At 73.0% G+C, this 11,390-nt stretch carries 11 protein-coding genes; 9 read left to right on the top strand and 2 right to left on the bottom strand.

What is annotated here, in order from left to right; genetic code table 11:
* Nucleotides 1-85 precede the first annotated feature (85 nt).
* Nucleotides 86-733: a response regulator transcription factor gene (locus AB6N24_RS21415; protein WP_412871386.1), complete on the top strand. Its 648-nt coding sequence runs from the start codon at nt 86-88 to the stop codon at nt 731-733.
* A 111-nt stretch (nt 734-844) separates the two neighbouring features.
* Here the strand turns inward: AB6N24_RS21415 and nhaA are convergent, their stop codons facing one another.
* Nucleotides 845-2,095: a Na+/H+ antiporter NhaA gene (gene nhaA / locus AB6N24_RS21410; protein WP_412871385.1), complete on the bottom strand. Its 1,251-nt coding sequence runs from the start codon at nt 2,093-2,095 to the stop codon at nt 845-847.
* A 97-nt stretch (nt 2,096-2,192) separates the two neighbouring features.
* A complete protein-coding gene (locus AB6N24_RS21405) occupies nt 2,193-3,149 on the bottom strand; it encodes a DUF4862 family protein (protein WP_412871384.1) in 957 nt (318 codons plus the stop codon).
* 407 nt (nt 3,150-3,556) lie between these two features.
* On the opposite strand from AB6N24_RS21405, the gene AB6N24_RS21400 reads away from it, so the two are divergent.
* From AB6N24_RS21400 to AB6N24_RS21365, 8 genes are all read left to right on the top strand, one after another.
* On the top strand, nt 3,557-4,597 hold the full coding sequence (locus AB6N24_RS21400) for a TRAP transporter substrate-binding protein (protein ID WP_412871383.1): 1,041 nt from the start codon (nt 3,557-3,559) through the stop codon (nt 4,595-4,597).
* A gap of 36 nt (nt 4,598-4,633) precedes the next feature.
* Nucleotides 4,634-5,140, top strand: coding sequence for a TRAP transporter small permease (locus AB6N24_RS21395; protein ID WP_412871382.1), 507 nt, complete (start codon nt 4,634-4,636; stop codon nt 5,138-5,140).
* Between the two features lie 13 nt (nt 5,141-5,153).
* Complete coding sequence (locus AB6N24_RS21390) at nt 5,154-6,464, top strand: TRAP transporter large permease (protein WP_412871381.1); 1,311 nt, start codon at nt 5,154-5,156, stop codon at nt 6,462-6,464.
* A gap of 70 nt (nt 6,465-6,534) precedes the next feature.
* Complete coding sequence (gene kduI / locus AB6N24_RS21385) at nt 6,535-7,374, top strand: 5-dehydro-4-deoxy-D-glucuronate isomerase (RefSeq protein ID WP_412871380.1); 840 nt, start codon at nt 6,535-6,537, stop codon at nt 7,372-7,374.
* Nucleotides 7,375-7,401: 27 nt separating this feature from the next.
* On the top strand, nt 7,402-8,226 hold the full coding sequence (locus AB6N24_RS21380) for an IclR family transcriptional regulator (protein ID WP_412871379.1): 825 nt from the start codon (nt 7,402-7,404) through the stop codon (nt 8,224-8,226).
* Nucleotides 8,227-8,265: 39 nt separating this feature from the next.
* A complete protein-coding gene (locus AB6N24_RS21375; protein WP_412871378.1) occupies nt 8,266-9,072 on the top strand; it encodes an SDR family oxidoreductase in 807 nt (268 codons plus the stop codon).
* Nucleotides 9,073-9,231: 159 nt separating this feature from the next.
* The gene (eda, locus tag AB6N24_RS21370; RefSeq protein WP_412871377.1) at nt 9,232-9,861 is read left to right on the top strand and encodes a bifunctional 4-hydroxy-2-oxoglutarate aldolase/2-dehydro-3-deoxy-phosphogluconate aldolase; all 630 of its coding nucleotides are present in this window, start codon (nt 9,232-9,234) and stop codon (nt 9,859-9,861) included.
* A 125-nt stretch (nt 9,862-9,986) separates the two neighbouring features.
* Nucleotides 9,987-11,090, top strand: coding sequence for a sugar kinase (locus AB6N24_RS21365; RefSeq protein WP_412871376.1), 1,104 nt, complete (start codon nt 9,987-9,989; stop codon nt 11,088-11,090).
* Nucleotides 11,091-11,390 lie beyond the last annotated feature (300 nt).

Raw genomic sequence — 11,390 nt, 5'->3', positions numbered from 1 at the left:
CCACGGGGTCGTCCGGCGAGCGCACCGTCGCGCCGGACCCGGTCGCGCCCGACCCGACCGAGCCGGCCGAGGCGGAGGGGGCCGCGTGACGCGCGTCGTCGTGGCCGACGACCAGCCCGTCGTCCTGCAGGGCTTCGCCGCCATCCTCGGCGCCGCACCCGGCCTGGAGGTGGTCGGCGCCGCGCCCGACGGCCGCGTGCTGCTCGACCTCGTCGCCCGGCACGCGCCCGACGTCGCCGTCGTCGACATCCGCATGCCGGTGCTCGACGGCATCGCGGCGACCGCCCGGATCAGCGCCGAGCACCCCGCGACGCGCGTGCTGGTCCTGACGACGTTCGACCTCGACGAGTACGTGTACGACGCGCTGCGCGCCGGTGCCAGCGGGTTCCTGCTCAAGGACGTCACGGCCGAGCGGCTCGTCGAGGCCGTGCGGATGGTGGCCGACGGGTCGATGCTGCTCGGTCCGTCGGTCACGCGCCGGCTCGTGCACGACGTCACCGCGCGCACGCCCGAGCCGGTCCCGGTGCCGGGCCTCGACGACCTGACGCCCCGCGAGCTCAAGACGCTGCGCGCGGTGGCTCGCGGGCTCTCGAACGCCGAGATCGCCGCCGAGCTGTGGATCACCGAGGCGACGGTCAAGTCGCACGTCTCCGAGGCGCTGCGCAAGCTCCGCTGCCGGGACCGGGTCCAGCTCGTGATCGCCGCCTACGAGTCGGGGCTCGTCGGCTCCTGAGGCGCGGCAGCGGCCGGCACGTGCAGGCGCATCCCGCTGCGCCGTCGACGAGCGCGCAACCCGCGCTGCACCCCGCCCGCGAGCACGAGGCGCCCGGCCTCCGCGACCCGCTCAGCCCGTCGCGGAGTCGACCACCTCCGTGGCCCGCAGGTGTGCCCGGGTACGGAGCCGCAGCAGCACCGCGCCGAGCGCCGCAGCGGCGAGCGAGCCCACGAGGATGGCGGCGGTGACGTGCTCCGCGTGCGGTGAGCCGACGTCGAACGACAGGTCGCCGATCAGCAGCGAGACGGTGAAGCCGACACCGCCGACGCACGCGACCGCCGTGAGGTCGGGCCAGCGGACGGCCGGGTCCAGGCTCGCCCGCGTGAGCCGCACGAGCACGAACGCCGCGAGCAGGATCCCCGCAGGCTTGCCGAGCACGAGCCCGAGGGCGACGCCCTGCGCGACGGGGTCGGCGGCGGCGCTCGCCAGCGCGCTCGGGCTCAGGCTGACCCCCGCGGCGAACAGCGCGAACACCGGGACGGCGAACCCCGCGGAGACGGGGCGCCAGAGGTGCTCGAACCGCTCGGCGAGGCTCACGTCCTGCCCGGGGCGGGCGAGCGCCGGGACGGTGAAGCCGAGCAGCACGCCGGCGATCGTCGCGTGGATGCCGGACGCGTGCATGAAGCCCCAGGCGAGCAGAGCGAGCGGCACGAGCAGCCACGCGTTCGGGCGGCGCCGGCGCACCAGCACCGCGAACAGCGCGATCGCTCCCGCGGCCGCGGCGAGCCACACGAGCGCGAGCCCGTCGGCGTAGAAGACCGCGATCACGACGATGCCAAGCAGGTCGTCGACGACCGCGAGCGTGAGCAGGAACGCGCGCAGCGCGGTCGGGAGCCGGCGGCCGAACGCGCTGAGGACGGCGACGGCGAACGCGATGTCGGTCGCGACGGGGATCGCCCAGCCGTCGAGCGACCCGCCGTCGGAGGACGTGTTGACGAGCGTGTAGACGAGCGCGGGCACCGCCATGCCGCCGACGGCCGCGAGGATCGGCACGATCGCGGTGGAGGGCGTGCGGAGCTGCCCGTCGACGACCTCGCGCTTGAGCTCGAGCCCGACGACGAAGAAGAACACCGCGAGCAGCCCGTCGGTCGCCCACTGCGCGACGGTGAGGTCGAGGTGCAGCGCGGACGGCCCGACGACGGTGTCGCTGAGCGCCTCGTACGCGCCGGACCAGGGCGAGTTCGCCCACACGAGCGCGAGCACGGTGCCCGCGAGGAGCAGCACCGCGCCGGTGTTCTCGGCGCGCAGGTCGTCGGCGAAGTTGCGCAGGCCCCCCGGGCTGAGGGTGCGGAAGAGCTGGGGGGTCCGGTCGTCGGTCATGGTGCCCTCGCGTCGTTGCGGGTGCCCGCGGGTCCGCGGACGAGGTGGGGGCCGCCCGGCGCACGCGGTCGGTGCGCCGGGCGGGGTGAGCCGGGGCTCAGAGCGCGGCGCGCGCGTCCGTGACCTGCTGCAGCGTCGCGGCCAGCAGCGCGACCCGGGTCTCGACGCCGGCGTCCTGCGGCCGGACGGCGTACTTGAGCCCGATGCGGGGGACGTCGCCCGCGGCCTTGATCGTCGCGGCGATCTCGTCGGGCCCGAGCAGCGAGACCGCGGACGCCGCGAGCGTCGCGTCGTCGCCGCGCGTCGGGATGTGCATGTCGGTCCACGCCGGTCCCCAGGCGGAGTCGACGTCGGTCGCGCCCGACAGCACGAGCGCGCGCAGGAGCCCGGCGTCGGCGACGGCCCGGGTGTGCTCGACGGCGAGCGCGGGATCGCGGCCCTCGATCGCGGAGCGCCCCCAGTTGACGCACATGCCGAGCACGTCGGGCGCGAGGCCGTAGCCCTGCACGACCGCGAGCTCGTCGGCGAGCGTGAAGAAGCCCTTGGCCGCCGTCTGCCCGGGCACGTGCGCGTCGCAGTGCTCGACGAGGAGCTCGGCGCCCGCGAGCTCCCAGGTGAGGATCTCGTCGAGCGAGCGGGTGAACGCCTCGCGCGACCCGAGCACCGGGCCGGGGGCGGTGTGGATCTCGATGGCGGTGACGCGGCGGCGGCCGTGCGTGTCGGCGAGCGAGCGGGCGAGGTCGCGGGCCCGGGCGACGTCGGCGAGCGCCCGGGCGCGCTGGGCCTCGTCACGGGACGCGAGGCCGTAGGCAGGCTCGGTGCCGAGCCGGACCATCATCGTCGGGACGAGCGTGACGACGAGGTCCCAGGTCGGGAGGACGTGCTGGTCGATCCACGCCGGGTCGAGGGTCCGTGCGCCCTCGGGGGCGAGCGCGAACTCGAGGCCGCCGATCTCGAGCCCGGCGACCGCGTCGAAGAACTCGTCCTCCTGCTGCGGGTCGCCGCCCGGGGCGGTGATGTACGCGGACACGAAGAGGTTCGGGGGCGTGGGCATGGGTCCTCCGTCGGGGATGAGCGGCGTGCGGCACGGACACCGTGTCCGTGCGGGTCGAGCGGTCCGAGCGCGGCGACGGGGGTGTCGTGCGCTGCGGAGGGTCGTGCGGGGCCGGGCCCGGGTCCTCGGGCTCCGGCGTCGTCGGGTCCTGCGTCGGGCGTCTCCCGGGTCCCGGACGAGCGTGTTGACCGTCGCGCTGCGCCGCGCTACGGTTCCGCTCAGTGGAACCGAGTTCCATGCAAGTCTGACACCGAAGTCGAGACCGACGCAAGGACGCCGCCGCGGACCCCACCGCACCGGCGCGCACCACCCCCAGCACGCCCCCCAGCACGTCCCCTCCTGGCACGTCCCCCGCGCTCCACCGAGCGCACGAGCGCCCACGTCCGTGGGCCGACAAGGAGCTCACGATGAGGCGAAACAGAGTCGTTTCCGCTACCGCCGCGATGGGCGCGGTCCTCGCGCTCGCCGCCTGCAGCGCCGGCACGGGCACGGCCGCCGGCCCCGGCGACAGCACCGCCGACTCGGGCGCGGCCGCCGAGACGGTCTTCAAGCTCGCGTTCAACCAGCAGCCGAACCACCCCCAGTTCGTCGCGCTCGACGCGATGGGGGACCGGCTCAAGGAGCGCACCGACGGGAAGTACGACATCGAGGTCTTCCCGAACGAGACCCTCGGCGCGCAGAAGGAGACCATCGAGCTGGTCAAGGCCGGCACGATCGAGATGTCGATGGTCGCGAGCCCGCTGCTCGAGAACTACAACCCCGACTTCGTCGTCTTCAACCTGCCGTTCACGTTCGACTCGCAGGACCACCAGCGCGAGACGACGAACGACCCCGAGATCGTCGAGGAGCTCTACTCCTCGCTCGACGACGAGGGCCTGCACGTCCTCGGCGCGTTCCACGGCGGCGTCCGCTCGATGTACAACTCGAAGGGCCCCATCACCACGCCCGAGGACATGGCCGGCATGAAGATCCGGGTCATCGAGTCGGACACGAACATCGAGATGATGCGCCTCATGGGGGCGAGCGGGGCGCCCATGGGCATGGGCGAGGTCTACACGGCCATCCAGTCCGGCGTCATCGACGGGGCCGAGAACAACGAGCTGACCTACACGGGCGTCAAGCACTCCGAGGTCGCGCCGTACTTCAGCTACACCAAGCACCTGATGCTCCCCGACTACCTGCTGGTGAACCCCAAGGTGCTCGACGCGATGCCGGACGACGTCCGCGAGATCTTCCTCGAGGAGGTCCAGACGGCCGTCGAGGAGGAGGGCGAGCTCTGGAAGACCGAGATCGACGTCGCCACCCAGGCCGCGAAGGACGCCGGGGCGAAGTTCAACGAGGTCGACGAGGAGGCGTTCGCCGCGGCCATCGCGCCCCTGACGGAGTCGAAGCTCACGAGCGAGTACCTCCAGGAGATCCACGCCCAGGTCCGCGCCGCCGCGAAGTGACCCGGCGACTGCCGTAGGAACCCGGAGGGGCCCGACATGAATGCCGTCAAGAACGCGCTCGACCGCGCGCTGACGTGGGTGTGCGTGGTGCTGTTCGCCGCGCTCGTGCTCGACGTCACGTGGCAGGTCTTCGCGCGGCAGGTCCTCGACAGCCCGAGCGGCTGGTCCGAGGAGCTCGCCAAGTACCTGTTCATCTGGTTGGGCCTCTTCGGGGCCGCGCTGGTCTTCGGCGAGCGGGGGCACATCGCCGTCGACATCGCCGTGGCCCGCGCCCCCGCCCGGGTCCAGCTCGTCGCGAGCGTGCTCGCGCAGCTCTCGATCCTCGCGTTCACGCTGCTCACGCTCGTCTGGGGCGGGTTCCGCGTGTCCGCGCTGGCGTGGGACCAGAACCTCACCGGCCTGCCCGTCAACGTGGGCTGGCTCTACCTCGCGCTGCCGCTCTCGGGTGTGCTGACCGCGTTCTACACCGTCTACCACCTGATCCGGATCATCACGGGCGCGGAGCTCGCGGTCGACCCGGACGCCGAGCTCGAGATCTCGTAGGGAGGGGCACACCATGGACATCGCCGCACTCGCCGGGCTCGTCCTCGTCGTCGGCATCGCCGTCCTGCTGCTGATCGGTGCGCCCATCAGCATCGCGGTCGGGCTCTCCGCGACGCTCGCCATGTTCGTCATCGTCGGCACCCAGAACGGCGTGCTGACGGCCGCGCAGCAGATGTTCCGCGGCATCAACTCGTTCGCGCTGCTCGCCATCCCGTTCTTCGTGCTGGCCGGCGTCATCATGAACAACGGCGGGATAGCCCTGCGGCTCATCAACGCCGCGAAGGTGCTCGTCGGTCGGGCGCCCGCCTCGCTCGCGCAGACCAACATCGCCGCGAACGCGCTGTTCGGCGCGGTCAGCGGCTCGGCCATCGCGGCCGCCGCCGCGGTCGGCACGACGATGGCCCCGCTGCAGGCCAAGGAGGGCTACGACAAGAGCTTCGCCGCCGCGGTCAACGTGGCGTCGGCGCCGTCGGGCATGCTCATCCCGCCGAGCAACCTGATGATCGTGTACTCGCTGGTCTCGAGCACGTCGGTCGCGGCGCTGTTCGTCGCCGGCTACGTCCCGGGGATCATGTGGGCCCTGGCCTGCATGCTCATCGTGTTCCTCTACTCCCGCAAGCACCGGGAGCTCCGCTACACGGAGAAGGTCACGTTCGGCGAGGGCGTCAAGACCCTGCTCGACGCGGTCCCGTCGCTCCTGCTCATCGTCGTCGTCATCGGCGGGATCCTGGCCGGGTTCTTCACCGCGACCGAGGCCGCGTGCATCGCGGTGATCTACTCGCTCGTGCTGTCGTTCGTCTACCGCACCATCAAGGTGGGCGAGCTGCCGCGGATCCTCATGGAGGCGGCGCGCACGACGGCGGTCGTCATGTTCCTCGTCGGCGTCTCGACGATCATGGGCTTCGTCCTGTCGTTCGCGAAGGTCCCCGCGGCCGTCTCGTCGGCGATGTTCGGGATCAGCGAGAACCCCGTCGTCCTGCTCCTGCTCATCGCCGTCGTGCTGCTCGTCGTCGGCTGCTTCATGGACGCGACCCCGGCGGTGCTGATCTTCACGCCGATCTTCCTGCCCATGGTCATGAGCTTCGGGATCGACCCCGTGCACTTCGGCATCATGATCATCTTCAACCTCTGCATCGGGACGATCACCCCGCCGGTCGGCACGGTCCTGTTCGTCGGGGCCAAGATCGCCGGCGTCGGCATCGAGCCCGTCGTCCGCCAGCTCATGCCGTTCTTCGCGGCCCTCGTCGCGACCCTGGTCATGGTGATGTTCACCCCCGGCCTGTCGCTCTGGCTGCCGACCGCCCTCGGCCTCCTGAACCCCTGACGCCGCCCGCGGGCGCGCCTCCACCGGGGCGCGCCCGCACCGCCCGCACCCCTCCCCGAGAAGGAGCCTCATGGAACAGCGCTACGCCACCAGCCCCGACCAGGTGCCCGGCCTCGACACCGCCGGGCTGCGCAGCCGGTACCTCGTCCCCGACCTGTTCGTCGACGGCGAGGTCCGCTCGGTCCTCACCCACCACGACCGCCTGGTCCTCGCCGGCGCCGTCCCGACCGACGCGCCGCTCGACCTCGTCGGCGCCCCGGAGATCCGCAGCGAGCAGTTCTTCGCCCGCCGCGAGGCCGGGATCGTCAACGTCGGCGGCCCGGGCACGATCACCGTGGACGGCACGACCTACGACGCCGGGCACGGCTCGTGCCTGTACGTCGGCCGCGGCGCGGAGAAGGTCACGTTCGCGTCGACCGACCCCACCGGCGAGGCCGGGCCAGCGCGGTTCTACGTCGCCTCGGCGCCCGCGCACACGTCCTACCCGACGACGTTCGTCGCCGCCGGGGAGGGCACGGTGCGCGAGCTCGGCGACCCGCTCACGTCGAACCGGCGCACCCTCACGCAGTACATCCACGAGAACGGCGTGCGCAGCTGCCAGGTCGTCATGGGCGTCACCCAGCTGCACCCGGGCAGCATGTGGAACACGATGCCGGCGCACACGCACGACCGGCGGACCGAGGCGTACCTCTACTTCGACCTGCCGGCGGACGCGCGCGTGGTGCACCTCATGGGCCTGCCCGACGAGACGCGCCACCTGCTCGTCGGCAACCAGGAGGCGGTGATCTCGCCGAGCTGGTCGGTGCACTCCGGGGTCGGGACCGCGAGCTACTCGTTCGTCTGGGCCATGGCAGGCGAGAATCAGGCGTTCGACGACATGGATGGGCATCCCATCACCGACATGCGCTGACGCGCACCGGACGACAGGCAGACGGACATGGTCACCGACTCGACGCCCGCACCAGGCACTCGACGAGGGGACCAGCCGCCGGGTGACGTGCCCCTGCCGCCGGTCGCGCCCGTGCTGGGGGCGAGCGAGAAGACGCTGCTCGTGCTCGAGGCCGCGATGGCGCACGGCCGGTTCACGGACGTGGTCGAGGCGACGGGTCTCGCGAAGGCCACGACGCACCGGATCCTCGCGACGCTCATCGACCGGCAGTTCGTCTCGCTGGCCGCGGACGGCACCTACCTGCCGGGGCCCAAGATCCTGTCGCTCGCGGGGCAGGCGATGGCCCGCATCGACATCGCGGCGATCGCGCAGCCGTTCGTCGACGAGCTCGTCGAGCGGACGCACTGCACGGTGCACGTGGGGGCCAAGAACGGCGACGAGATCGTCTACCTGGTCCGCGCGGACTCCGACAAGCCGTACCTCATGCCGTCGCGCGTCGGCCTGGCGATCCCGCTGCACACCTCGGGGATCGGCAAGGCCGTGCTCAGCGGCTTCACCGACCAGGGGCTCGAGCGCTTCGTCGAGCGCGTCGGGCTCCCGCGCCGCACCCCGCACACCATCACGACCCTCGAGGAGCTGCGGGCCGAGGTCGCCGAGATCCGGCGGCTCGGCTACGCGATGGACCGCGAGGAGAACGTCCCCGGCGTCGCCTGCGTCGCCGCACCGATCCGGGACACCACGCACAGCATCACCTACGGGGTCAGCATCTCGACGCTGACCCTCGAGCACAGCATCGAGCAGATCGAGGCGATGGCCCCCCTGGCCGTCGCGACCGCGGAGCGCATCTCCGCGGCGCTCGGTCACACGGGCTGACCCTCCGGTCGGCTCGCCACCCTTACCAGGAGAGCTGACATGAGCACCGCCACCAGCCCCACCGCCCCGCACAGCACCGCCGCGTACGCCGAGAGCCTGTTCGGGCTGTCCGGCAGGACCGCGGTCGTGACGGGTGCGAGCCGGGGGATCGGCCTCGCGATCGCCGAGGCGCTGGCCTCGGCGGGGGCGGACATCATCGGCGTGAGCCACGACCTGCCGGCGGGCGAGAGCGACGCCCGCACGGTCGTCGAGGGGCTCGGGCGCACGTTCGTCCCGCTGAAGGCGGACTTCTCGGACCGCGCGCAGGTCACGGCCCTCGCGGCGGACCTCGCGGCGCGGCACGTCGACATCCTCGTGAACAACGGCGGGACGATCCGCCGGACGCCCGCGGCGCTGCACTCCGACGAGGACTTCGACCACGTGCTCGACGTGAACCTGCGCTCGGCGTTCGTGCTCTCGCGCGAGGTCGGCCGCACGATGGTCGCGCGCGGCTCGGGCAAGATCGTGAACACGGCGTCGATGCTGAGCTTCCAGGGCGGCATCAACGTGCCCGGCTACACGTCGTCGAAGTCGGGGATCGCCGGGCTCACGCGCGCGCTGGCGAACGAGTGGGCCGAGTCCGGGGTCAACGTCAACGCCGTCGCGCCCGGGTACGTGGCCACCGCGAACACGCACGACCTGCGCCAGGACCAGGCGCGCAGCGACGAGATCCTCAGCCGCATCCCGGCGGGGCGCTGGGCGCTGGCCTCCGACATCGCGGGTGCGGTGCTGTTCCTGTGCTCGCACGCCGCGGACTACGTCAACGGCGCGATCCTGCCGGTCGACGGGGGCTGGCTCGCGCGCTGACGCCCCGCCGCCCCCCCCGCCGAGGATGCGCTGCGGGGACCGTGGAGGCGGGCCCGGCGCGCTCCGCTCGCCCTCGGGGGGTTGAGCCGCACGGTCCTTCTGTGCGACAGTCGTTTCACACAACGACACGATCATTACGCCTAGCGGAACGGAAGCCCGATGGACACCCTGTCAGCCCTCGCCGAGGCACGCCTCGTCCCCGTGGTGGTGCTCGACGACGCCGCCGACGCCTCGGCGCTCGGTGACGCGCTCGTCGCCGGTGGCCTCCCCGTCGCCGAGGTGACGTTCCGCACCGCCGCCGCGGCCGACGCGATCCGCGTCCTCACCGACCGCGGCGACGTGCTCGTCGGCGCCGGGACCGTGCTCACCGTCGAGCAGGTCGACCAGGCCGTCGCCGCCGGCGCGAGCTACGTCGTCTCGCCGGGCACCAGCCGTGCGGTCGTCGAGCGCTGCCACGAGCACGGCGTGCTCGCCCTGCCCGGCGCGGTCACCGCGACCGAGATCCAGGCGGCCCTCGAGCTCGGGCTCACGACCGTCAAGTTCTTCCCGGCCGGCACCTCGGGCGGCGCGCCGGCGATCGCCGCGCTCGCCGCGCCGTTCGGCGGCGTGCGGTTCGTGCCCACCGGCGGCGTGAGCCCGGCGAACCTGCACGAGTACCTCGCGCTGCCGTCCGTCACCGCCGTCGGCGGCTCGTGGATGGTCCCGCGCGACAGGATCCGGGCGCGCGACACCGCCGGCATCACCGAGCTCACGACCGCCGCCGTCGCGCTCGCCGCCCGCGGCGCCTGATCGCCGGCACCCCGGACCGGGCGCCAGGCCCCCGAGGCGTGACCTCCGCGCTCCCGACGCCGACGACCTCCGTCGCCGCACCCGCAGCACCCCCGCACCCGCCCCACCCCGACGAGGAAGCCCCGATGACCGAGCTCCAGATCCGCCCCGCGTCCGAGTGCCGCTACGACATCGTCTCCCTCGGCGAGGTCATGCTGCGGCTCGACCCCGGTGAGGGCCGCATCCGCACCGCCCGCCAGTTCCGCGCCTGGGAGGGTGGCGGCGAGTACAACGTGGCCCGCGGCCTGCGCCGCGCGTTCGGGCTGCGCGGCGCGATCGTCACGGCGCTCGCCGACAACGAGATCGGCCGGCTCGTCGAGGACCTGATCCTCACCGGCGGGCTCGACACCGAGCACATCCGCTGGGTCCCGTACGACGGCATCGGCCGCAGCGTGCGCAACGGCCTCAACTTCACCGAGCGCGGGTTCGGCGTGCGCGGGGCGGTCGGCGTGAGCGACCGTGGGCACACCGCCGCGAGCCAGCTCACGCCCGGCGACGTCGACTGGGACCACCTGTTCGGCACGCTCGGCGCGCGGTGGCTGCACACCGGCGGCATCTTCGCGGCGCTCAGCGAGTCGGCGGCCGAGACCGTGATCGAGGCGGTCACCGCCGCCAAGCGCCACGGCACCGTCGTCTCCTACGACCTCAACTACCGCCCGAGCCTCTGGAAGGCGATCGGCGGCCAGGCGAAGGCCCAGGAGGTCAACCGGGCCATCGCGCCGTACATCGACGTGATGATCGGCAACGAGGAGGACTTCACCGCGAGCCTCGGCTTCGAGGTCGAGGGCGTCGACGAGAACCTCTCCGAGCTCGAGCTCGACTCGTTCACGGCGATGATCGAGAAGGCGGCGGCGACCTACCCGAACTTCTCGGTGATCGGCACGACGCTGCGTACCGTGCGGTCCGCGACCGTCAACGACTGGGGCGCGATCGCGTGGTCGAAGGCCACCGGCGTCGTGCAGGCCACGCACCGCGAGCGCCTCGAGATCCTCGACCGCGTGGGCGGCGGCGACTCGTTCGCGTCGGGCCTGATCTACGGCCTGCTCGACGGGCAGCCTCTCCAGACGGCCGTCGAGTACGGCGCGGCGCACGGTGCGCTCGCGATGACGACCCCGGGCGACACCACGATGGTCACCAAGGCCGAGGTGCTCAAGCTCGCGGGCGGCGGCAGCGCGCGCGTCGACCGCTGAGGAGCCGCGGGACCGGCGCCGATGCCGGCCCCGCGCAGCACGACGGTCCCCCGGGTGTGCGGTGCACCGGGGGGACCGTCGTGCGTCCCGCCGTCCGCGTCGGGCGGGGAGCGGTGCCCGGCTCAGCGCGCGCCGGCGCCTGCGACCTCGTGCCGGTCCGTCTCGGCCACCTCGGTCGGGTCCCCGCCGGACGAGCGTCCCGCGCCGAGCCGCGTGCCGCCGCGCGCACCGTCTTCACGGGCCAGCACACGATGTCGACCTGGCTGCTCGGTCGCGAGCTCCTCGTCCACGGCCTGCTGG

Origin of the sequence: Cellulomonas jepli (assembly GCF_047229345.1) — a bacterium.
Taxonomy (GTDB): Bacteria; Actinomycetota; Actinomycetes; order Actinomycetales; family Cellulomonadaceae; genus Cellulomonas_A.
This window is presented reverse-complemented; position numbering and strand designations above follow the sequence as displayed.

Bases quoted from the DNA above. Each gene is read 5' to 3' on its own strand.
- nhaA (WP_412871385.1), bottom strand. From the start codon at position 2,095: ATGACCGACGACCGGACCCCCCAGCTCTTCCGCACCCTCAGCCCGGGG.
- kduI (WP_412871380.1), top strand. From the start codon at position 6,535: ATGGAACAGCGCTACGCCACCAGCCCCGACCAGGTGCCCGGCCTCGAC.
- eda (WP_412871377.1), top strand. From the start codon at position 9,232: ATGGACACCCTGTCAGCCCTCGCCGAGGCACGCCTCGTCCCCGTGGTG.
- AB6N24_RS21390 (WP_412871381.1), top strand. From the start codon at position 5,154: ATGGACATCGCCGCACTCGCCGGGCTCGTCCTCGTCGTCGGCATCGCC.
- AB6N24_RS21395 (WP_412871382.1), top strand. From the start codon at position 4,634: ATGAATGCCGTCAAGAACGCGCTCGACCGCGCGCTGACGTGGGTGTGC.
- AB6N24_RS21400 (WP_412871383.1), top strand. From the start codon at position 3,557: ATGAGGCGAAACAGAGTCGTTTCCGCTACCGCCGCGATGGGCGCGGTC.
- AB6N24_RS21405 (WP_412871384.1), bottom strand. From the start codon at position 3,149: ATGCCCACGCCCCCGAACCTCTTCGTGTCCGCGTACATCACCGCCCCG.
- AB6N24_RS21380 (WP_412871379.1), top strand. From the start codon at position 7,402: ATGGTCACCGACTCGACGCCCGCACCAGGCACTCGACGAGGGGACCAG.
- AB6N24_RS21365 (WP_412871376.1), top strand. From the start codon at position 9,987: ATGACCGAGCTCCAGATCCGCCCCGCGTCCGAGTGCCGCTACGACATC.
- AB6N24_RS21375 (WP_412871378.1), top strand. From the start codon at position 8,266: ATGAGCACCGCCACCAGCCCCACCGCCCCGCACAGCACCGCCGCGTAC.